At 66.4% G+C, this 21,564-nt stretch carries 20 protein-coding genes; 8 read left to right on the top strand and 12 right to left on the bottom strand.

The window, feature by feature from the left end:
- Position 1 precedes the first annotated feature (1 nt).
- Positions 2–1,738, bottom strand: coding sequence for an IlvD/Edd family dehydratase (locus ACZYSP_RS24825; protein ID WP_093058272.1), 1,737 nt, complete (start codon positions 1,736–1,738; stop codon positions 2–4).
- A gap of 149 nt (positions 1,739–1,887) precedes the next feature.
- On the opposite strand from ACZYSP_RS24825, the gene ACZYSP_RS24820 reads away from it, so the two are divergent.
- The 5 genes from ACZYSP_RS24820 (at position 1,888) to ACZYSP_RS24800 (ending at position 6,988) form a co-directional block, all read left to right on the top strand.
- Positions 1,888–2,631, top strand: coding sequence for a FadR/GntR family transcriptional regulator (locus ACZYSP_RS24820; protein WP_093058273.1), 744 nt, complete (start codon positions 1,888–1,890; stop codon positions 2,629–2,631).
- Positions 2,632–2,742: 111 nt separating this feature from the next.
- Positions 2,743–4,125 carry an ABC transporter substrate-binding protein gene (locus tag ACZYSP_RS24815; protein WP_093078812.1) on the top strand — a complete coding sequence of 461 codons (1,383 nt, stop codon included), beginning with the start codon at positions 2,743–2,745 and terminating at the stop codon, positions 4,123–4,125.
- Positions 4,126–4,168: 43 nt separating this feature from the next.
- A complete protein-coding gene (locus ACZYSP_RS24810; protein ID WP_093058275.1) occupies positions 4,169–5,050 on the top strand; it encodes a carbohydrate ABC transporter permease in 882 nt (293 codons plus the stop codon).
- Positions 5,047–5,898 carry a carbohydrate ABC transporter permease gene (locus tag ACZYSP_RS24805; RefSeq protein WP_093058276.1) on the top strand — a complete coding sequence of 284 codons (852 nt, stop codon included), beginning with the start codon at positions 5,047–5,049 and terminating at the stop codon, positions 5,896–5,898. The genes ACZYSP_RS24810 and ACZYSP_RS24805 overlap by 4 nt, the downstream gene beginning before the upstream one ends.
- A 19-nt stretch (positions 5,899–5,917) precedes the next feature.
- Entirely contained in the window at positions 5,918–6,988 is a 1,071-nt protein-coding gene (locus tag ACZYSP_RS24800) for an ABC transporter ATP-binding protein (RefSeq protein ID WP_093058277.1), read from the top strand.
- A gap of 10 nt (positions 6,989–6,998) precedes the next feature.
- Here the strand turns inward: ACZYSP_RS24800 and ACZYSP_RS24795 are convergent, their stop codons facing one another.
- Positions 6,999–8,039 carry an endonuclease/exonuclease/phosphatase family protein gene (locus tag ACZYSP_RS24795; RefSeq protein ID WP_093058278.1) on the bottom strand — a complete coding sequence of 347 codons (1,041 nt, stop codon included), beginning with the start codon at positions 8,037–8,039 and terminating at the stop codon, positions 6,999–7,001.
- Between the two features lie 89 nt (positions 8,040–8,128).
- Entirely contained in the window at positions 8,129–9,934 is a 1,806-nt protein-coding gene (locus tag ACZYSP_RS24790) for a DEAD/DEAH box helicase (RefSeq protein ID WP_489017176.1), read from the bottom strand.
- A 288-nt stretch (positions 9,935–10,222) separates the two neighbouring features.
- On the opposite strand from ACZYSP_RS24790, the gene ettA reads away from it, so the two are divergent.
- Positions 10,223–11,884 carry an energy-dependent translational throttle protein EttA gene (gene ettA, locus ACZYSP_RS24785; protein ID WP_093058280.1) on the top strand — a complete coding sequence of 554 codons (1,662 nt, stop codon included), beginning with the start codon at positions 10,223–10,225 and terminating at the stop codon, positions 11,882–11,884.
- Positions 11,885–11,887: 3 nt separating this feature from the next.
- On the opposite strand, the gene ACZYSP_RS24780 is transcribed toward ettA, so the two are convergent.
- The 5 genes from ACZYSP_RS24780 to ACZYSP_RS24760 are packed head-to-tail and all read right to left on the bottom strand — an operon-like array spanning position 11,888 to position 17,044.
- Positions 11,888–12,349 carry a carboxymuconolactone decarboxylase family protein gene (locus tag ACZYSP_RS24780; RefSeq protein WP_489017174.1) on the bottom strand — a complete coding sequence of 154 codons (462 nt, stop codon included), beginning with the start codon at positions 12,347–12,349 and terminating at the stop codon, positions 11,888–11,890.
- Positions 12,267–12,764, bottom strand: a complete 498-nt coding sequence (locus tag ACZYSP_RS24775) for a MerR family transcriptional regulator (RefSeq protein ID WP_093058282.1) — start codon at positions 12,762–12,764, stop codon at positions 12,267–12,269. The genes ACZYSP_RS24780 and ACZYSP_RS24775 overlap by 83 nt, the downstream gene beginning before the upstream one ends.
- A gap of 51 nt (positions 12,765–12,815) precedes the next feature.
- Positions 12,816–14,603: an aminodeoxychorismate synthase component I gene (pabB, locus tag ACZYSP_RS24770; protein WP_489017172.1), complete on the bottom strand. Its 1,788-nt coding sequence runs from the start codon at positions 14,601–14,603 to the stop codon at positions 12,816–12,818.
- Positions 14,593–15,999: a TAXI family TRAP transporter solute-binding subunit gene (locus ACZYSP_RS24765; RefSeq protein WP_489017170.1), complete on the bottom strand. Its 1,407-nt coding sequence runs from the start codon at positions 15,997–15,999 to the stop codon at positions 14,593–14,595. The genes pabB and ACZYSP_RS24765 overlap by 11 nt, the downstream gene beginning before the upstream one ends.
- A gap of 16 nt (positions 16,000–16,015) precedes the next feature.
- Positions 16,016–17,044 carry a P1 family peptidase gene (locus ACZYSP_RS24760; protein WP_489017169.1) on the bottom strand — a complete coding sequence of 343 codons (1,029 nt, stop codon included), beginning with the start codon at positions 17,042–17,044 and terminating at the stop codon, positions 16,016–16,018.
- A 40-nt stretch (positions 17,045–17,084) separates the two neighbouring features.
- Here ACZYSP_RS24760 and ACZYSP_RS24755 point away from each other — a divergent pair, with 40 nt between their 5' ends.
- Complete coding sequence (locus tag ACZYSP_RS24755; protein WP_489017167.1) at positions 17,085–18,386, top strand: NAD(P)/FAD-dependent oxidoreductase; 1,302 nt, start codon at positions 17,085–17,087, stop codon at positions 18,384–18,386.
- Here ACZYSP_RS24755 and ACZYSP_RS24750 read toward each other — a convergent pair.
- Positions 18,383–19,279: a LysR family transcriptional regulator gene (locus ACZYSP_RS24750; RefSeq protein ID WP_489017165.1), complete on the bottom strand. Its 897-nt coding sequence runs from the start codon at positions 19,277–19,279 to the stop codon at positions 18,383–18,385. The two genes, ACZYSP_RS24755 and ACZYSP_RS24750, sit on opposite strands and share 4 nt — an antisense overlap.
- A gap of 12 nt (positions 19,280–19,291) precedes the next feature.
- Between ACZYSP_RS24750 and ACZYSP_RS24745 the strand changes: the two genes are divergently transcribed.
- A complete protein-coding gene (locus ACZYSP_RS24745) occupies positions 19,292–20,281 on the top strand; it encodes an isocitrate lyase/PEP mutase family protein (protein WP_489017163.1) in 990 nt (329 codons plus the stop codon).
- On the opposite strand, the gene ACZYSP_RS24740 is transcribed toward ACZYSP_RS24745, so the two are convergent.
- Genes ACZYSP_RS24740 through ACZYSP_RS24730 form a run of 3 tightly spaced genes read right to left on the bottom strand, consistent with a single transcriptional unit; the run spans position 20,250 to position 21,548 of the window.
- On the bottom strand, positions 20,250–20,540 hold the full coding sequence (locus ACZYSP_RS24740; protein ID WP_093058286.1) for a copper-binding protein: 291 nt from the start codon (positions 20,538–20,540) through the stop codon (positions 20,250–20,252). The two genes, ACZYSP_RS24745 and ACZYSP_RS24740, sit on opposite strands and share 32 nt — an antisense overlap.
- Before the next feature lie 32 nt (positions 20,541–20,572).
- Positions 20,573–21,019 (bottom strand): DUF411 domain-containing protein, encoded by a 447-nt coding sequence (locus ACZYSP_RS24735; protein ID WP_489017161.1) that lies wholly within the window; start codon positions 21,017–21,019, stop codon positions 20,573–20,575.
- Positions 21,020–21,029: 10 nt separating this feature from the next.
- Positions 21,030–21,548, bottom strand: a complete 519-nt coding sequence (locus tag ACZYSP_RS24730) for a cupredoxin domain-containing protein (RefSeq protein ID WP_007829565.1) — start codon at positions 21,546–21,548, stop codon at positions 21,030–21,032.
- Positions 21,549–21,564 lie beyond the last annotated feature (16 nt).

The following is a 21,564-nucleotide window of genomic DNA, read 5'->3' as shown; positions in this document are numbered from 1 at the left end:
CTCAGTGATTGTCGCGCGGCACGAATGCCCCGCGGCGACCACGCAGGAAGGCCAGGTCAGCCCCTTGGTCAGCCTGCAAAACTGTATCGACGTACAACTTCCAGTAACCGGAATCGAGCGGCGCCTTCGGTGCCACCCACTTCGCACGGCGCTCGGCCAGTTCTTCGTCGCTCACATGCAGATGCAATTTGCGGTTCGGCACGTCGAGCTCGACGATGTCGCCGTCCTGCACCAGCGCCAGCGGGCCGCCCGCGGCTGCTTCGGGCGCGGTGTGCAGTACCACTGTGCCGTAGGCCGTGCCGCTCATGCGCGCGTCGCTGATGCGGACCATGTCGGTGATGCCCTTGCGCAGCACCTTCGGCGGCAGCGGCATGTTGCCCGCTTCGGCCATGCCGGGGTAGCCCTTGGGGCCGCAGTTCTTGAGCACCATGATGCAGTGCTCGTCGATGTCGAGGTTCTCGTCGTCGATGCGCTTGTGCAGGTCTTCGGCGCTTTCGAACACCACCGCGCGGCCCTTGTGTACCAGCAGCTCGGGCGTGGCCGCGCTGGGCTTGATGATGGCGCCGTTGGGCGCGAGGTTGCCGCGCAGCACGCAGATGCCGGCCTTCTCCTTGAAGGGCTCCGCCAGTGTGCGGATGACTTGCGGGCCGTAGTTCTCGGCGTCCTTCACGTTCTCCCACAGGCTCTGGCCGGTGACGGTGAGGATGTCCTTGTGCAGGTGCTCGGCGATTTCCTTGATGACTACCGGCAGGCCGCCTGCGTAGCAGAAGTCTTCCATCAGGTACTGGCCCGAGGGTTGCAGGTTCACGAGGCAGGGCAGATCGGAGGCGAGACGGTCGAAGTCGTCGAGCGAGAGGTCGACACCGATGCGGCCCGCAATGGCCAGCAGGTGGATCACGAGGTTGGTCGAGCCGCCGATGGCCGCGTTGACCTTGATCGCGTTCTCGATGGCCTGGCGCGTGAGGATCTTCGACATGTTCATGTCTTCATGCACCATGTCGACGATGCGCCTGCCCGCCTGGCGTGCCAGCACGTTGCGGCGGCCGTCCACGGCGGGGTAGGCCGCGTTGCCCGGAAGGCCGATGCCCAGCGACTCGACCATGCTGGCCATGGTGCTCGCGGTGCCCATCGTCATGCAGTGGCCGTGGCTGCGATGCATGCAGCTCTCGGCCTCGAAGAATTCCTGCAGCTTGAGCGTGCCGGCGCGCACCTGCTCGCTCATCTGCCATACGCCGGTGCCCGAGCCGAGCTCTTGCCCGCGCCACTTGCCCGAGAGCATCGGGCCGCCCGACACGCCGATGGTCGGCAGGTCGACGCTGGCCGCGCCCATCATGAGCGCGGGCGTGGTCTTGTCGCAGCCCATGAGCAGCACCACGCCGTCGAGCGGATTGCCGCGAATGCTTTCTTCCACGTCCATGCTCGCGAGGTTGCGATACAGCATGGCGGTGGGGCGCAGCAGCGTTTCGCCGAGCGACATCACGGGAAATTCGAGCGGGAAGCCGCCCGCTTCGTACACGCCGATCTTCACCTGCTCCGCGAGCGTGCGGAAGTGCGAATTGCAAGGCGTGAGTTCGCTGAAGGTGTTGCAGATGCCGATGACCGGGCGACCGTCGAACTGGTCGTGCGGCACACCCTTGCCCTTCATCCAGCTGCGGTAGATGAAGCCGTCGCGGTCATGACGGCCGAACCATTGCTGGCTGCGAAGTTCACCGGGTTTTTTCTTTGGGGCGGTGCTCATGAAATGTCTCTCTTTGTTGTCGATGCGTGGGCTCGACCCTCAGGGTTTGTCCTGCCGATCCAGCGTTTCAATCATCATATGATAAGCGTGAACAATGCGCCGGAGCCTTAGTGTTTTCGAGCGGCGAGATACCAGATTTCACATCGCACATGATCAAGAACATCCACGGTCGCACGCTCGAACTCCTCGGTGAAGCCGTGGTGGCGGGGCGCTATGCGATCGGCGCGTCGATCCCCTCCGAGCCCGTGCTCGGCGAGGAACTCGGCGTGAGCCGGACCGTGGTGCGCGAGGCCATCAAGTCGCTGGCGGCCAAGGGCCTGATCGTCACGGGGCCGAAGGTCGGCACGCGCGTGCTGCCCAAGGACAAGTGGAACTGGTTCGATCCCGACGTCATTACCTGGCAGGCGCGCGCGGGGCTCACGCCCGAGTTCCTGCGCGACCTGCAGGACTTGCGCCGCGTGGTGGAGCCGGCGGCAGTAAGGCTCGCGGCCGAGCGGGCCACGGCCACCGACATCGAGGAAATAGAAAGCGCCTTCGCAGGCATGAAGGAAGCCGTGGAGAACGGCGGCGACTACGTCACCTTCGACCTGCGCTTTCACAACGGCCTGCTGAGTGCCGCGGGCAACCGCATGTTGTCGCAGATGAGCAAGGTGCTCAACGCGCTGCTGCGCACCAGTTTCGAGATTTCGACCACCAAGCCCGACGGCCCCACGCTTTCGCTGCCGCTGCACCGCGCGGTGCTCGACGCGGTGATCGCGCACGACCCGGCCAGGGCGGAGCTCGCGATCATCCGTCTCATCGACGGCGCGCGCCAGGACATCGAGGACGTGCTGGGTTCGCGCCGGCGATTGCCGCGCCTGAGCAGACCACCGCCCAGGCTCAAGGCCAGTTAGCTGGTCGCATCGGCGCCGTCTACACGTTTGTCCGCAGTTCGCATCCGGTTCTTTCACCCTACGCTCGCGCCCCGAGCAAATTCCACCCAAGAGAAGAAGGAGACACCAACCATGAAACTCGTCAAGTCGCTGATTGCGCCGACGCTGGTCGCGCTGGGCCTGCTGTCGGCAGGCCACGCTGCCGCGCAGGAAAAACTCACCGTATGGTGGGTCAAGGGCTTCTACAAGGCGGAGGACGACGCGCTGTTCGCCGCCATCAAGAAGTTCGAGGAGAAGAACAAGAACGTGAAGATCGAACTGTCGCAGTACCCGATCCAGGACATGATCCCCAAGACCGTGTCCGCGCTCGACTCGGGCAGCCCTCCTGATGTGGCGTACGCCGACGTGTACGACTTCCAGGTCACCGGCAAGTGGGCCTACGACGGCAAGCTCGAAGACATCAGCAGCGTGCTCACGCCCATGAAGGACCGCTTCGCGCCCAACACGCTGGAGACCACCTACCTCTACAACGACCAGACCAAGACCAAGGCCTACTACGCCTTCCCGATCAAGCAGCAGACGATGCACATCGAGTACTGGCGCGACATGCTGGCCGAGGCGGGCTTCAAGGAGTCGGACATCCCGACCACCTGGAAGGAGTATTGGTCGTTCTGGTGCGACAAGGTGCAGCCCGCCAGCCGCAAGGAAAGCGGCAAGCGCAACTTCGGCATCGGCATGCCGATGGGCGTTGATTCGAGCGACGCCTTCTATTCGTTCCTGACCTTCATGGACGCCTACAACGTCAAGCTGGTGGACGACAACGGCAAGCTGCTGGTCGACGACCCGAAGGTGCGCACCGGCCTGATCGGCGCCATGACCGACTACACCACGCCCTACACCAAGGGCTGCACGCCGCCTTCTTCCACCAGCTGGAAGGACCCGGACAACAACGTCGCCTTCCACAACAAGACGACCGTGATGACGCACAACGCGACCATCTCCATTGCCGCCAAGTGGCTCGACGATTCGAACAACGCCTCGCTCACGCCCGAGCAGCGTGAAGAAGCGCGCAAGAACTACACCGAGCGCATCCGCACGGCAGGCTTTCCGAGCAAGCCCGACGGCAGCAAGATGGTCTACCGCACGGCCGTGAAGACCGGCGTGGTGTTCAAGGACGCGAAGAACAAGGCCCGTGCCAAGGAGTTCGTCACCTTCCTGCTGCAGGAAGAAAACCTGACGCCGTACGTCGAGGGTTCGCTGGGCCGCTGGTTCCCCGTGACCAAGACCGCGCAGCAGCGTGACTTCTGGAAGGCCGACCCGCACCGCCTGTCGGTCTACAACCAGTACGCCGCCGGCACCGTGACCTTCGAATTCACCAAGAACTACAAGTTCACCGTGCTGAACAACGAGAACGTCTGGGCCAAGGCCATGAGCCGCGTCGTGACCGACAAGGTGCCGGTGGACAAGGCCGTGGACGAGATGATCGCGCGCATCAAGACGGTGGCGGGGCAGTAAGCCGCGCACGCACGGCACCCGTCAACAACAGCAGCTGCATGCCATGAGCGCTACTGCCACCGCCGCCGCGTCGACCACACCGGCGCCTGTCGTCAATCTCGGGGCGCGGCATGCGCGCTGGCAGTTCTGGGGCGCGGTCATGGTCGTGCCCTACCTGCTGGTGTTCGTGGTGTTCGTGCTGTACCCAGTGGGCTACGGGCTTTGGCTCGCCCGCCACCCGCAAAGCTACGTGAAGCTGGTCGAAGACCCGATCTTCTTCCGCTCCGTGATCAACACGGCCATCTTCCTGGTCGTGGCGATCAACCTCAAGATGCTCGTGGCGCTGGTGCTCTCGGGCTTCTTCGTAACGTCTCGCTGGTGGATCAAGATCATTTCGGCGATCTTCATCCTCCCGTGGGCGATGCCCTCGATTCCGACCATCCTGTCGATCCGCTTCATGCTGAACCCGGAGTGGGGCGTGATCAACAGCACCATCTTTCGCCTGACCGGCGCTGATGGTCCCAACTGGCTCAACGACCCTGCGCTGGCGCTGAGCTTCGCGATGGTGGTGCATGTGTGGAAGTCGCTGCCGTTCTGGACGCTCATCCTCGTGGCCGGGCGGCTGGCCATTCCCACCGAGCAATATGAAGCGGCTTCGGTCGACGGAGCCTCGTCGTGGCAGAAGTTCCGCTTCGTGAGCTGGCCTGCGCTCAAGACGCTCTACATCACATCGCTGATCCTCTCGATGATCTGGACGCTGGGCGACTTCAACAGCGTCTATCTGCTCACCGGTGGTGGCCCCGCCGACCTGACGCACGTGCTCGCCACGCTGGGCATCCGCTACCTGCGGCTCGACCAGGTCGACCTGTCGATGGCATCCATCGTGGTGGCCTTGCCACTCGTGCTGCCGCTCGTGTACTTCATGATGAAGAGGCTCTCGAAATGAAGCGCTGGACCCCCAAGGCCGTGGCGACCGAGGCCAAGCTGCTGCTCATCGGCATTCCGGTGCTGCTGTGGACGCTGATCCCGGTCTATCACATGGTGCTGTTCGCGATCTCGTCGAAAGACTCCGCGACCTCGGGCCACCTGTGGCCCAAGAACCCGACGCTGGACAACTTCCGCATCGTGTTCCAGCAGAAGCACTTCTACCTCGACCACTTCTGGCTGCAGCTGTGGAACTCGCTGCTGATCGCGGTGTCGGTAGGTGCGATCACGCTCTTCGTGGCAACCACGGCAGCCTTCGCGATCAGCCGGCTGCGTGTGCGCGGCGGGCGCACGGTGATGAACCTGGCGCTGTTCACGTACTTCATTCCGGCGGCGTTCCTGGCCGTGCCCATGTACAAGACCATGGGCAACTACGGGCTGCTCAACAGCCAGTGGGCACTCATCCTGGCGATGGTGACCATCGCCTCGCCGTACTGCATCTGGGTGCTGAAGCAGGCGTCGGATAAGCTGCCCTACGAGCTCGACGAAGCCGCGCGCATGGACGGCGCCTCGCCGCTGCAGCTGTTCCGCCTCGTGTACCTGCCGCTGATGGTGCCGTCCCTGGTGGCCGTGGGCACGTATTCGCTGCTGCTGGCCTGGAACGAGTACCTCTATGCCTTCCTGCTGCTGTCGAACGACAAGAGCGTGACGCTGGCGGTGGCGCTGGGCAACTTCCTGTCGGCCGACGATTCGCCGTGGGAACTGCTGATGGCCACTGGCCTCATCTACGCACTGCCGCCTGCGGCGATCTATTACGCATTCAAGCGCTACATGGTCGGCGGCCTGACTGCCGGCGCCGTCAAGAGCTGAACGATTTCAGGGACAACACATGGCATCCGTATCCTTTCGCAATATCGAGAAATCCTTCGGCAAGGTCCAGATCATCAAGGGCCTGGGCTTCGACATCACCGACGGCGAGTTCGTCGTGCTGGTCGGCCCTTCGGGCTGCGGCAAGTCGACGCTGCTGCGCATGCTCGCGGGCCTGGAAGACATCAGCGGCGGCGAGATCGTCATCGACGGCCGCGTGGTCAACGACCTCGAGTCGAAGGACCGCGACATCGCGATGGTGTTCCAGAGCTACGCGCTGTACCCGCACATGACGGTGGGCGAGAACATGGGCTTCAGCCTGCGGCTGCGCAACGCCGAGAAGTCGGTGACCGACGAGCGCGTGGCCAGGGCCGCAAAAATTCTCAACCTCGACGCGTTGCTGGGCCGCTACCCGCGCGAGCTCTCGGGCGGCCAGCGCCAGCGTGTGGCCATGGGCCGCGCCATCGTGCGCGACCCGAAGGTTTTCCTGTTCGACGAGCCGCTGTCGAACCTCGACGCCAAGCTGCGTGTGGCAATGCGCGCCGAGATCAAGGCGCTGCACCAGCGGCTGAAGACCACCACCGTCTATGTGACGCACGACCAGATCGAGGCCATGACCATGGCCGACCGCATCGTCGTGATGCACGACGGCATCGTCGAGCAGATCGGCACCCCGCTGGATTTGTACGACCGGCCCGACAACCTGTTCGTCGCGCAGTTCATCGGCTCGCCGTCGATGAACGTCATCGAAGGCACGGTGCGGCGTTCGGGCGGCGACTGCTGGGTCGAGTCGCAGGGTGCGCGCTGGCCGGTTCCCATCGGCACCTCGGCGCCAGACGGCCAGCCTGTGCACTACGGCATCCGGCCCGGCGACATGACGCTCGGCGGCGGCTCGCACGGCGTGGAGGCCAGGGTGATCGTGGTCGAGCCCACGGGCGCGGAGACCGAACTGCTGGTGCAGGTCGGCGAAGCCAAGCTGGTGCTTGCGGTGCATGGCCGTGTCGATGCCGGACCCGACGACACGGTTCGGCTGGCCATCGAGGCCGAGAGCGTGCACATGTTCGACCGGCAGACCGGCCGGCGCATGGGCTGAGTCGCCTGGGTCAGGCCGTGCGCAGCCGCAGCAGGGCGCGCACGAAGCCGTGGTCGGAGCGCGAGCGGTCGCGCCCTTCGTGCAGGTGGTCGTTGAAGTAGTCGACACGCCGCACGTCGCCAAGGCTGTGCCGGCTGCTGGCGACGAACTCCTCGCTCACGAGAATCTGGTCGAGCACATCCGGAAAGCCCTGGTGGATGTGCGAGTACGCCACGTCCTTCTTGAGCGCCGACTCACCCTGCATCTCGTAGGCGTTGAACAAGGCCACGTCGCGCGCGGCCTTGTCGTAGGCCACTTCGGAGGTAGCCGCCACGAGCTGCGTCGTCACGCTGTGCGGGTTGTCGTTGAAGTCGCCCATCACCACGAGCGGTACGTTCGTGCCCTGCAGCAGGTCGATGACGATGCAACGCAGGGCCGCGGCCTCCGCGCCGCGCATCAGCAGCGAGCGCAGCGACGCCATCACGCCGATCTTGCGGTCGTCGCGGTCCTCGAGGTGGTTGCCCTGCGCGTCCTGCAGGAACTTCGGGCGCTTGGATTTCAGATGCACCGTGAGCACATGCACCTGCTGGCCGTGCTTCATGCGCACCGTGACCAGCAGGGGAGGCCGCTCGAAGCGTGTGTGTGGACCGAGGCCGGGCACATCGACGCCGAAGCCCGGCGGAAAGTCGACGAAGGAGCGGACCTCGTCCACCATCAGGCGCGTGACGATGCCTACGCGCGGCGTGCCTTGTGCGCCAGTTCTCGCAGGCGTGCCCTCGGGGCTGCCGGGCGGTGGTGTGTTTTCGGCGCCGGGCACCGAGACAAAGTCGTAGCGCAGGCCGCTGCGCGCGATGGCCGCCTTCAATGCCGATTCGTCCCACACCTCCTGCACCGCCAGCACGTCGGCGTTGAGCGCGTGAAAGCGCTCGCCGGTCCAGTCGATCTTTCGCTCGTACTCGCGCTCGGTGTAGGCGTCCTGGTTCTCGTAGTACACGCGGTTCGGGGCCGCGAGATTGAGGAGGTTGCAGGTGGCTACGAAGAGGGTGGCGTAGTTGGGTGGGATGTATTGCATGGCGGAACGATTGTGCCGATGCACCAAAGAAAAAGGGCACCGAGGTGCCCTTTCTTCATGTTCCGGGGCAGGTGCTCTGCCCGTGGATATCAGCGACCGAACGAACGTCCGCCGCCACCGCCACCCGAGCGGTTGCCACCACCGCCGCCACCGTAGCCGCCACCACCACCCGAACGGCCACCGCCGCCCGAACGATTGCCGCCGTAGCCACCGCCGCCGCCACCCGGGCGACCGCGTCCGCGGCCGCCACCCATGTGGTCGACGCTCGTGCGCAACGGATCCGGCTGGCCGGCGCCGCCTGCGACCGCTTCGGCGCGCAGGTGCGCGACCTGGTTGGCTTGCGTCGGGCTGTGGCTGTTGCCGTGATGGCGCGGTTGGCGCTCGTCATGCGGCAGATGGCCTTGTTGGTGCTGCGGGGCATGGTGCGGCGTGCGTGCCGGACCTTGCGGGCCGCGGCCTTGCGGCGGGCGAGCGCCCTGGCCGCGCGGACCCTGGCCTTGGCCTTGTCCGCCGCCGTTGTTGGCGTTGCGGCCTTGGCCGCCACCGCCCTGGCCGCCACCGCGGCGCTGACCGCCGCCATTGCCGCCACCACCGCCAGCACCCTGGCCGGCCTTGTTCTCGCGGATGCGCTGCAGCATCTCGGTGCGGGCAGCCTTGGCGGCTGCCTGCATCACGTCGCGGCTCGGGGGACGACCAGCGCCGCCCCAGATGGTCTGGCGGCCCATGGCGATGGGCTCGGCGCGTTCGCCTTCTTCAGGACCGAAGCCGTCGACGATCTGCACGGGAATCGTCTGCTTGGTGAAGCGTTCGATTTCCTGCATGAAGCCTTCTTCGTCCAGGCACACGAAGCTCACGGCCTCGCCGCTCGAACCGGCACGGCCGGTGCGGCCGATGCGGTGAACGTAGTCTTCGCTGACGTTCGGAATCTCGTAGTTCACGACGTGCGGCAACTCGTCGATGTCGATACCGCGGGCCGCGATGTCGGTGGCCACCAGCGCGCGGATGTCGCCGCTCTTGAAGCCGGCCAGCGCCTGCGTGCGTGCGCTCTGGCTCTTGTTGCCGTGCAGCGCCATCGCCTCGATGCCGTTCTTGGTGAGGAATTCGGCCACGCTGTTGGCGCCGAACTTGGTGCGCGTGAACACGAGCACCTGGCTCCACTTGTTCTCGTTGATGATGTGCGCGAGCAGCGCCTTCTTCTTGCCGCGGCCCACGGGGTGGATCACCTGGGTGATGCGCTGCACGGTGGTGTTGCGCGGCGTGACCTGGATGCTTTGCGGATTCTTCAGCAGCGTGGCCGCGAGGTCGCGGATCTCGTCGCTGAAGGTGGCCGAGAACAGCAGGCTCTGCTTTTCCCTGGGCACCAGGGCCAGGATCTTCTTCACGTCATGGATGAAGCCCATGTCCAGCATGCGGTCGGCTTCGTCCAGGATCAGCATCTGGACCTGGCTCAGGTCGAGCATGCCTTGCTGCTGCAGGTCGAGCAGGCGGCCGGGGGTGGCCACGAGGATGTCGACGCCCTTCTTGAGCTTGCTGATCTGCGGGTTCATGCCGACACCGCCGAAGATCACGGTGGAGTCGAGCTGCAGGTACTTGCCGTAGGTGCGCACCGACTCTTCGACCTGGGCCGCGAGTTCGCGCGTGGGGGTCAGCACGAGGGCGCGGATACCGGTGCCGCCGAACTTGTTGGTGGCGCTGCGGCTCATGCTGAGCTTGTGCAGCATCGGCAGCGTGAAGGCGGCCGTCTTGCCGGTGCCGGTCTGGGCGCCGCCCAGCAGGTCATGGCCTTCGAGAACCGCGGGAATGGCTTGCGCCTGGATGGGGGTGGGGGTGTCGTAGCCGTGCTCGTGCACAGCCTTCAAGATGGCGGGGGCCAGCTTCAGTTCGTCAAAATTCATTGGAAACAATAAGCGCCATACACGGCGCAGTGGCATCGGCCCGCCAGGCGTCTTGTTGACGCCGAGCCAGTCAAGGCAGATGAAGGTCAGGGGTGGGAGCCGAAAAACCCGTCGTGATAAAGGGCTTTCTTCGTCCCCGGCAGAGAGCCGGTGTTGCGGGCAACTGGACCCGGCAACGGAGCCTATTGTCGCATGAGTCGATAATCGGTGGTTTGCCGCGCCTGAATGCCCGCATTCCGGCCGCCGCGCTTTCCCTGAATCCCCGCTACCCAAGGTAACTACCCACACATGGCTCAATACGTCTATTCGATGAACCGTGTCAGCAAGACCGTGCCGCCCAAGCGGCAGCTCTTGAAAGACATTTCGCTCTCTTTCTTCCCCGGCGCCAAGATCGGCGTGCTCGGCCTGAACGGCTCGGGCAAGTCCACGCTGCTTAAGATCATGGCGGGTGTGGACAAGGAATTCGAGGGCGAGGCGCTGCCCATGCCGGGGATGACGATCGGCTATCTGGAGCAGGAGCCCAAGCTCAACACCGAGCACACGGTGCGCGAGTCGGTCGAAGAGTCCATGGGCGCGGTGTTTGCGGCCAAGGCGCGCCTCGAAGAGGTGTACATCGCCTATGGTGCCGAAGACGCCGACTTCGACGCGCTGGCGGCCGAGCAGGCCCAGCTCGAAGCCATCATCGCCACCGCCGGCACCGATTCCGAACACCAGCTCGAAATTGCCGCCGACGCCCTGCGCCTGCCGGCCTGGGACGCCAAGATCGGCGTGCTGTCGGGCGGTGAAAAGCGCCGCGTGGCGCTGTGTCGCCTGCTGCTGAGCAAGCCCGACATGCTGCTGCTCGACGAACCGACCAACCACCTGGACGCCGAATCTGTCGAATGGCTCGAAGTGTTCCTGCAGCGCTTCACGGGCACCGTGGTGGCCATCACCCACGATCGCTACTTCCTCGACAACGCGGCCGAGTGGATCCTGGAAATGGACCGTGGTCGCGGCATTCCCTGGAAGGGCAACTACAGCACCTGGCTCGAGCAGAAGGGCGAACGCCTGGCGCAGGAGCAAAAGAGCGAAGAAGCCCACGCCAAGGCGCTGAAGAAGGAGCTGGAGTGGTCGCGCCAGAACCCGAAGGCACGCCAGGCCAAGAGCAAATCCCGCCTGGCCCGCTTCGAAGAGCTGAGCGACATGGAATACCAGAAGCGCAACGAGACGCAGGAAATCTTCATTCCGGTGGCGGAGCGGCTGGGCCAGCAGGTGTTCGAATTCCACGGCGTCAGCAAGTCCTTCGGCGACCGCATGCTGATCGACAACCTGAGCTTCACCGTGCCGCCAGGCGCCATCGTCGGCATCATCGGCCCGAACGGCGCCGGCAAGTCGACGCTGTTCAAGCTGCTCGCGGGCAAGGAAAAGCCGGATTCGGGCGAGGTCGTCATCGGCCAGACCGTGAAGATGGCTTTCGTCGACCAGCATCGCGACGAATTGGCCAACCAGAAGACCGTGTGGGAAGACATCTCGAACGGCCTCGACATCATCAACGTCGGCAAGTTCCAGATGGCCAGCCGCGCGTATGCGGGCCGCTTCAACTTCAACGGCGCCGACCAGCAGAAGAAGGTCGGCACGCTCTCGGGCGGTGAACGCGGCCGCCTGCACCTGGCCAAGACGCTGATCGCGGGCGGCAACGTGCTGCTGCTTGACGAACCCTCGAACGACCTCGACGTGGAAACGCTGCGCGCGCTCGAAGACGCGCTGCTCGAATTCGCGGGCACGGTCATGGTGATCAGCCATGACCGCTGGTTCCTCGACCGTATCGCCACGCACATCCTGGCCGCCGAAGGCGACAGCCAGTGGACCTTCTTCGACGGCAACTACCAGGAGTACGAAGCAGACAAGAAGAAGCGCCTCGGCGAAGAAGGCGCCAAGCCCAAGCGCATGCGTTACAAGGCGCTGAAATAAGGCTCAGGCGGCTTCGGCCGCTTCAGCAAGAGCGCGCGGTTCCGCAAGGGGCCGCGCGCTTTTTTCATCGTCCGCCGCAAACACATCGCGTGCGGCGAAGAGTCCGTTCAATGCCGCCGGAAAGCCTGCGTATACCGCCATCTGCATGATGACCTCGACCACCTCGTCGCGCGTCACGCCGACGTTGAGCGCAGCGTGGATGTGCACCTTCAACTGCGGCGCGGCATTGCCCATGGCGGTGAGCGCGGCCACGGTCGCGATCTCGCGGGAGCGCAGGTCGAGGCCGGGGCGCGAGTAGATGTCGCCGAACGGAAACTCGATCACCAGACGGCCAAAGTCGGGCGCGATGTCGGCCAGGCTCTCGACCACCTTGACGCCGCCTTCACCGTCGATCTCGTGGAGCTTGGCCAGGCCACGCGTGTAGCGCAGGTTGTCGTTGTGGCCCTGGTTCTGTGTGTTCGTCATTGCTCGTCTTTCCTTCCCGGGCTTTGCCCGATAGAGGAGGACGCTTCTTCGTCTTCTCGACCTCGCGGTAGTGGTCGATCTTGAGCGACAGCGCCTGCATGGATTGCTGCAGCGTCGCCACCCGGGCCTGAACTTCGGCAAGGTGCTGTTCGAGCATCTCGCGCCGTTCGCCGACGCTGGCGTCCCCCTGGCTTCGAAGCCTGACGAAGGCCTGCATGCCCTGGATGGACATGCCGGTCTCGCGCAGGCGCAACAGGAAATCCAGCAAGTCCATGTCGGCGCTCGCGTAGCGCCGCTGACCGCCCGGTGCACGCGGCACCGCGGCAATCAGCCCGATGCGTTCGTAGTAGCGCAGCGTGTAGGCCGTCAGGCCGGTTCGCTCTGCGACTTCCGCAATGGTCAGACTGGTTTCCATGGCGTTGATTCTCGAAATTAGAGCGCGCTCTAAGTCAAGCGCTTTGTCGAACTATTTTTGCGGGACGTTCAGATCGGCATCCAGCCAGCCGCGCAGGCTGTTCACGAAGGCCAGCGCCTGCACCCGGGGCAGATCGTCCACCCGCACGACCGCTTCGGCAAGCTGGCCGCTGCGCACGCGGTTGGCGCGGCCGATGCCGTTCAGCAAACCACAGCGCAAGGGCGGCGTGACCCAGCGGCCGTCGAGCAGCAGGGCAATGTTGCCGCGCGTGCATTCGGTGACCTCGCCGTCGCGGTTCCACAGCAGGGTGTCGAACACGCCCGCAGCGGTGGGCGCGAAGGCTTCGTAGTGGGCGCGGCGGGTGGTCTTGAAGCGGGTGAAGTCGCTATGGGCCTCGTCGAATGCGCGGTCCGCGAGCTGCAGTTGCACGCGTGAGGGCGGCGATTCCATCGCGAACGCCTCGGCGCGGGGCGTGCCTTGCGCATCGAGCAGCAGGCGCACGCGCCACATGCCGGCCGTGTGCTGTGCCTGAAGACGATGCAGGCAGGCGGCGGCGAGCGCTTCGTTCCACGCGTAGCCGAAATGCCGGGCGGCGTTTGCCATGCGCGCCAGGTGCGCCGGTGCATCGCGCAATTCGCCGGCTGCCAGCGCCAGTGTTTCGAGCAGCTCGAAAGGCGGATTCACGGGCCGCTTTGCGTGCGACAGGAAGGCACGCTTGTGCCGCCACTCTTCCCACTCGGCGTCGGCTTGCGCATCGGCCGTGATCCCGCTTCCGATGCCGCAGCGTGCCTCGCTGCCGCGCAGCGTCACGGTACGGATCGGCACATTGAAAGTCGCATGCCCGCCGGGCTGCACCACGCCCACGGCGCCGCAATACACACCGCGCGCCTCGGGCTCCAGTTCGCGGATCATGCGCATCGCGCTGACCTTGGGCGCTCCGGTGATCGAGCCGCACGGAAACAGCGCACCGAACACATCGACCAGTGTGGTGCCTTCGCGCACCAGTGCCTCGACATCCGACGTCATCTGCCACACGGTCGGCAGCGCCTCGGTGTGAAAGAGCCGCGGCACACGCACCGAGAAAGGCCGGGCCACGCGCGAGAGGTCGTTGCGGATCAGGTCCACGATCATGACGTTCTCGGCCCGCTCCTTCGGCACAGTGCGCAGCCGCTGCGCCAGCGCTTCGTCTTCGGCGGGCGTGGCGCCGCGCGGGGCTGTGCCCTTCATGGGACGCGTGAGGATGCGCTCGCCATGCCAGTCGAAGAAGAGTTCGGGTGACACCGACAGCACCTGCTCTTCGCCGGTGTCGATGAAGGCGGTGTAGCCGTCGGGCTGCGCTTCTCGTAGCGCCAGGAACCAGTCGCGCGCATCGCCGTGAAAGCCGGTATGCAATGGGGCGGTGTAGTTGAGCTGGTAGAGCTCGCCGTTCGCAATCGCGCGGTGGATGGCCTGCATGCGCTGGTCGAAGTCGGCGCGCGAGAGGCTGTCTTGCCAATCGACAGTGGGCACCGGCGAAACGTTGTTCTGGACTTCCGGCCATGGCAGGGCTTCGTCGTGCACGCCGAACCAGGCCAACGGCCCGTCCGCCGCATGCACCGCGAACGCGGGGTCGAAAGCCGCTGCAGCCTCGTAGCGCAGATACCCCACGCACCAGCGCCCCTCACGCGCCATCGCCTCGACGGTTTCGAGCACAGGCAGCACCTCTGCGGCCGTCCGCGCCACCAGCACGCGCGACGGCGCACCGAAAGACAGGCGCAGCCGACTTGCACCATCGCCGCGCGGCTGTGCGAAATCGATCAGCGTGCGCAAGGTCGAATGCAGGGCGCCATCAGGCGGCATCGTTCGCCGCGGTCGTCGGTCCTGCCCCACCGCTCGCACTGCTGCCTTGCGGCGCACGGGCCAGCACCCGCTTGCGCACCGCATAGATGTTGTTGCGCAGCGCATAGAGCTCGTCGGCATACGACAGCGGCACCGCCACCTTGTTGACCGTACGGTCGAGCTGGTCGAGGTCTTCGAGCAGGGACTTCTGTTCGGCCTCTTTCACTTCCGTTTTTGCATCAACCTTCGCCTCGATGTCGCGTAGCCGCGCATACCAGCGGAACACGCGCCGGCGCACGCGGAACTGGTACAGCGGCGGCACCACGCGGCTCAGCGGCAGCATCAGCACCAGCAGGCCGCCCAGCACCAGCCACATGCGCTCGACCAGGTTGCTGGCCCAGAAGGGCAGGTAGCGCTGCCAGATCGGCGGCGTGCCGTTGATGGCGCGGTCGCCCTCGGGGCTCACCGGCAGTTCGCTGGTGCGGGTGTTGGGAAAGTCGCGCGCCCGGTTGAACCAGCCGGCGCCGCTGTGCACCGATTGCGCCGCCTGCGCGAACAGCTGGCGCAGCGCGGGGTGGGTTTCGTCACGCGACAGCAGCGAGGTGGTGGCTGCGAGCAGCGCCACGTCGTGCGGCGGCAGGTCTTTCGACAGGTCGACCACGCCGCGCGGCAGCGTCACCGCCGAGAGGAACGGAAAGCGCCGCGAGTAGGCGTCGGCCTGGCCGAAGTCCATGAGCTTGATGTCGTCCGAACGCAGCAGCCGTTGCACCTGCGGCGATTGCGGCGCGGAAGACAGCACGATGGCATCGAGAAGGCCGGCCTGCAGCGCCTCGGCGGCCGACGCCTGTTCGAGGTTCGACAGCAGCAGGTCTTCGGGGCCCAGCCTGTTGGCCTTGAGCAGGCGCTCCATGATGTCCGGAAGCCCGCTGCCCGGAAGGTCGATGTTCACGCGCAGGCCGCGCAATTGGGCGAGCGTGGTCAGCGTGCCGGTCTTGCGATCGATCTTCTGGGCCGAGTCGGCACGGTAGAAGAGCCAGATCGGCTCGTAGAACAGGCTGCCGAGCGAAGTGAGGCCGGCCTCTTCGTCGGCTACCGGGTCGGCGCTGCCGCCGCGCACGAAGGCCACGTCGGCCCCGCCGGTGCGCAGCAGCTGCAGGTTCTCGGTCGAGCCCGAGGTGGGCTTGAGCTCCACTTCGATGCCGCTGTGCTTGAGCGCTTCGGCATAGCGCTTGCCGAACTGCGCATAGGCGCTGCCCGTGGGGCCGGTGGCCAGCGTCACGTGCTTGGGCGGCTGCGGCTGCAGCCACCAGTAGGCGGCGATCAGCAGGCCGATGACGATGAAAATGATCGGCCCCGCCGAGGCGATGAGGTCGCGGATCGACAGCAGGATCAGCTTCAGGGTTCTGGGGAACGCCATGGTGGTCTTCTCGTGTTCAGCCGCGCGCTGCAGCGAGATCCGCCGCGCAGGGAATGTGCAGCTCGCCCACCGTCACCGTGCGCGCCGCATGCACCGCGCGCAGCGTGGCGATGGCCACCGCCTCGGCGGCCATGGTGCTGAGCACCGTCATGCCGGGAGCGTTGCCTTCCAGCGGCACGCGGCCGGTGGCCAGCACGAACAGCGTGTCGCCGTCGCTCATGGTGTGCACCGGGTTGATGGAGCGCGCCAGCCCGTCGTGCGCGACCATGGCGAGCCGGTTGGCCTGTACCTTGGTCAGCACCGCGTCGGTGGCGATCACGCCGATGGTGGTGTTGGTGCCCGCCAACAGGGGCTTGGGGCTGTCGCCGCGCAGCAGGGCGCGGCGGGTGTCGAGCAGCGCCTTGCCGTCTTCGGTGCGCGCGCCGGCCACGGGCTGGCCGGTGTTGTGATCGATCACGTCGCCCAGCGAGTTCACCGCGATCAGCGCACCCACCGTGACGCCGCCGACCGTGACCGATGCGGTGCCGATGCCGCCCTTCATCGCGCGCTGCACGCCGAAGAGCTTGCCCACCAGCGCTCCGGTGCCGGCGCCCACATTGCCTTCGGCGGGGGCAGCGGTGCTCGCGGCCTCGCAGGCGGCATAGCCGGCCGCGGCATCGGGGCGGATGCGCGCGTCGCCCATGGGCAGGTCGAACAGCACGGCGGCCGGCACGATGGGCAGGGTGCCGAAGCGCACGTCCATGCCGATGCTGCGTTCTTCCATCCAGCGCATCGCGCCGTCGGCGGCTGCCAGGCCCCAGGCGCTGCCGCCCGCGAGCATCACGGCGTGTACCTGCTGCACGAGGTTGCCGGGTGCGAGCAGGTCGGTCTCGCGCGTGCCGGGTGCGGCGCCGCGCACGTCCACGCCGCCCACGGCGCCGTCGCGCGCCATGACGACGGTGCAGCCGGTGGGGCGGCGGGTGTCGGAGAAGTGACCGACCTCGATGCCGGCGACGTCGGTGATGGAACCGGCGGAATGAGTGGGGGTGGAAGACGGGGCAGACATGGCGGCCGATTATGAGACCGCACCCTCTACGATCCCCACCATGACAGTTGCAAGAAGTTTCTCCCCAGACGGCGGCCGCCGTCATGTCGTGGTGATCGGCGCGGGCGCGGTGGGCAGCGCCACCGCCATCGAAGCCCTGCGCGCGGGCCTGCGCGTGACGGTGGTGGAGCCCGGCGAACCGGGTGGTCCGCAGGCCACGAGCTACGGCAATGCCGGCTGGCTGTCGTCGCACTCCGTGGTGCCGCCCGCGCTGCCGGGTGCCTGGCGCAAGGTGCCGGGCTGGCTGGCCGACCCGCTCGGGCCGCTCGCCCTGCGCTGGCGCTACCTACCGAGGGCCCTGCCGTGGCTGCTGCGTTACCTGGCCTCGGGCTGGACCGAGGCGCGCGTGCAGCGCACGGCCGATGCCCTGCGCACGCTGCTGGCCGACGCGCCCGCGCTGCATGCGCAATTGGCCGCCGAGGCCGGCGTGCCGCAGCTCATCGAGCGGCGCGGGCTGCTGCACGCCTACCGTTCGCGCACCGAGTTCGACGGCGATGCGCTGGGCTGGCGCGTGCGCCAGCGCGTCGGCGTCCAGTGGGAGGAATGGCCGGAAGACGAACTGCGCCGCCGCGAGCCCGATCTGGCGGCGCGCTACACGCTCGGCATCTTCGTGCCCGAAGCCGGCCACTGCCGCAATCCGGGCGCCTACGTGGCGGCCCTGGCGCAGCATGCACTCGATGTGGGCGCCGAACGTGTCGCCGCCCGCGCGACGGGCTTTCGCATCGAGGGCGGCCGTCTGCGCGCCGTGCGCACAGAGGCTGGCGAAATCGCCTGCGACGGCGCCGCCATCTGCGCCGGTGCCCGCTCAGGCCCGCTGGCCGCAGCCGCCGGCTCCGCGGTGCCGCTGGAGTCGGAGCGCGGCTACCACGTGGTCGTCGAAGACGCCACGGCCGGCCCGCGCACGCCGACCATGGTGGCCGACGGCAAGCTCATCGCGCACTGGATGGACGGCGGCCTGCGCGCGGCAGGGCAGGTCGAGATCGCGGGCCTCGAAGCGGCGCCCGACTGGCGCCGCGCCGAAATCCTGCACGAGCATCTGCAATCGATGTTTCCGTCGCTTGCACGACCCGCGCCCGGCGCGCCTTCAGTGAAGCACTGGCTCGGACACCGCCCGAGCCTGCCCGACGGGCTGCCCTGCATCGGCCCGTCAGGCGGCAGCGCCGACATCGTGCTGGCCTTCGGGCATGGCCACGTCGGCCTGTGCGGCTCGGCGCGCACGGGGCGGCTGGCGGCGCAGTTGCTCGCGGGCGTTGCTGCGGAGATACCGTTGGCGCCTTTCGACCCGGGGCGCTTCAAGTCCTAGAGTTCGCCGCGTTCCAGCTCCGTGAGTAGTGCGCGCGTCGCGCGGCTGAGAAATGCCGACCGGCGCACGACGCAAGCTACGGGAACGCTCACATCGAGATCCGCGACTCGGACCAGCGCGAGATTGCCTTGTCCGACTTCCTCGGCAATGGCGCTTTCCTGGAGGAGCGCCAGGCCGAATCCCGCTTCGACCAGGCGCTTCTGAGCGGTCAGGCTGTCGATGGCGGTCCAGTCGATCCGCTCCACGCCCCGCACGAGGAACTGCGAAAAGATCGCCTCCGCGTAGGGCTCTGCGCGCCGCGGCTGCTGCGGAAAAGCCAGCCACCGTTCCCCCGAAAGACGGACGAGCGACTTCAACCGCTTGCCCGCGAGCGGATGGGCCGGCGCGCATGCGATCACAAGTCGCTCGTGGTGAATGATCTTGCACAGGAGGTCCGGCGACGGATCTTCGTAGTAGCGCAACCCCACGGCCGCATCGCCGGCACGGACCTTCTCGCTGACTTCGGCGCTGGTTGCCGTCTGCAGGCGGATGTCGAGGTCGGGAAGCGAGGTCTTGAGCCTGGCTAGTACGGCAGCGAGGCCGGAGCTTGCGAGCGTGCCGACAGCCGCGACGTGCACCGTGCCTGCCGCGCCGGACTTCGCGGCCTCCACTGCGGCGGCAGCGTCGCCGAGCGCAGCGGCAACCTTCTCGGCGTGGGGCAGCAAGGCCTGGCCCGCCTGGCTCAGCCGGAGCCCGCGACCGATGCGCTCGAACAGCGGCGCGCCCAACTCCTCCTCCAGAAGCGCGATGCGGCGACTGATTGCCGATTGCGTGCGTGCAAGCGCAGACGCAGCTGCAGACACGCCGCCTCGCCGATGCACCGTCAGGAACGTGGCAAGAGCTTCTGAATCCATGTGACGCCATCCATGCAAGAGATCGATAGATCAAAGAAATATTATGCGTTTGACGCGCATCTACCTCCACATCACCATCGCGCCTTCATCCATCACGGCGGAGTTGAAATGGACCAGGAGACACGCATTGCGCGCGGCCGCACCTTCCTCGAACTGCATCGGGCGAAGCGCGGATTCATCATGCCCAACGCCTGGGATCCGGGCAGCGCGGTGCTGCTCGCATCAGAGGGCTTCAAGGCAATCGGCACCACCAGCGCCGGCATCGCGTTCTCGCTGGGAAAGCCGGACTACAACGTCAGGGATGCCCGCCTCTCAGTCAGCCGCGAGGAGATGCTCGCCGTGGTCAGGAAGATCGCCGAGGCGGTGGCCATTCCCGTGAGTGCCGACCTGGAAGCCGGCTACGGTGATGCGCCGGAGCACGTCGCCGAAACCGTTCGCATGGCCATCGACGCGGGTGCGGCGGGCGGCAACATCGAGGACACCGATGCCGAGCATGGGTGCCTGTTCGACGAGGGGCTGGCCGTCGCCCGCATCGCCGCCGCCCGTGCCGCCATCGATGCCGCAGGCGGCGGCTTCGTGCTGAACGCACGCACCGATGCGTTCCTGCTTCCCGGCGACGATGCACTGAACGTCGCGATCCGGCGCACCAACCACTTCATGGAGGCGGGGGCGCACTGCGTGTTCGTGCCCGGGGTTACTGACCTGTCCCGGGTCGCGACGCTGGCGCGCGAAATCGCGGGCCCCCTCAACATCGTGGTGGGGTTGAACGAGGCGTCCGCCAGCGCTTTCGAACTGATCGATGCCGGGGCTGCGCGGATCAGCGTAGGAGGATCGATCGCACGCTCGGTCATGGCGCTCGTGAGGCGCAGCGCGCGGGAACTGCACGCGCACGGAACAGTTTCCTACGCGGGCAGCCAGATTCCCCAGCACGAACTCAATGCCCTGTTCGAAGGGGCACTGCGGGCGAAGCTCAGTTTGCCGGAGCTATCGACAGCACAGTGAGCGCGCCGTCGACCTTGTCGGCCGTGAACTGCACCTTGTCGCCGGGCTTCACCTTCGTGAGCAGCGCGGGATCGCTCACGCGGAAGACCATCGTCATGCCCGTCATATCGAGGTTGGGAATGTCGCCGTGCTTCAGCGTGATCTTCTTCGCGTCGGTGTCGATCTTGCGGACCTCGCCTTCGACGGACGGCAATGCAGCTTGCGCGAAGGCGGCTGCGGCGAGCAGGGCGGCACAGAGTGCGGTGAACAGTTTCTTCATGATGAGTTTGCTTTCCTCGGTTGTCGGTTGATTCAGCGATAGCTTTGATAGATGCGCGTGCTGCCATCGGCCAGCACCAGCAGCACGTCGTAGGGATCGCGCTGGTCGCCGTAGGCGGGGCCATCCATGCCCGGCGAGCCGATCGGCATGCCGGGCACGGCGAGGCCGACGGCCTTGGGCTTTTCCTTGAGCAGCCTTTGCACTTCGCGTGCGGGCACGTGGCCTTCGATGGCGTAGCCGCCGACGAGGCCCGTGTGGCACGAGCCCAGCTTGGCGGGCACGCCAAGGCGGGTGCGCGCGGCTGCGTTGCCTTCGTCGTGCACGCGCGTGGCAAAGCCGCTCTTGTTGAGATGCTTGACCCAGTCCTGGCAGCAGCCGCAGTTCGGGTCTTTCCAGATCTCGACCATCGGTGCCGCGGCCATCGCTGTGAAAGGCACGGCAGTGGAAGCCAGTGCCAGCAGCAGGTTTCTTCGTTGCATGGTTTCTCCTTCAGGATTTGCCAGCGGCAGCCAGCACGCGGATGCGGCCGGCCATGCCGAGTTCGTAGTGGTCCTTCACGAGGCAGGCGAAGTCGAAATCGCCGGCGCGGTTGAAGGTCCAGACCATGTCGCCGGTCTTGCCGGCGGGCACATGCACCATCCACGGATCGTCGTGTTCCATGTCCGGGAATTTCTTCATCATGGCCGCGTGAGCCTCGATCTCGGCGGTGGTGCCGAGCACGAGTTCGTGCAGTTCCTTGCCGCGGTTCTTCAGGCGCAGGCGGATGGTGTCGCCTTCGCGCACTTCGATGACCGAGGGCGTGAAGGTCATGTCGTCGGCCATCGCGATGTCGATGGTTCGCTTCACTGCATTGGCCTTGCCTGCGATGCCCCAGGCCTTCTGCTCGGGCGCGAGCGTGGCAGCGCCTTTGGGCTTGGGGCCGTTGTGGGCCTCGTGGGCCAACGAAGCAGTAGTGGCAGCCGCGAGCACGAGGCCCGCGGCGATGGACTTGATGAGTGTCTTGTTCATGATTTGAGCTCCAGAG

The organism is Variovorax sp. F042 (genome assembly GCF_057814215.1).
This window is presented reverse-complemented; position numbering and strand designations above follow the sequence as displayed.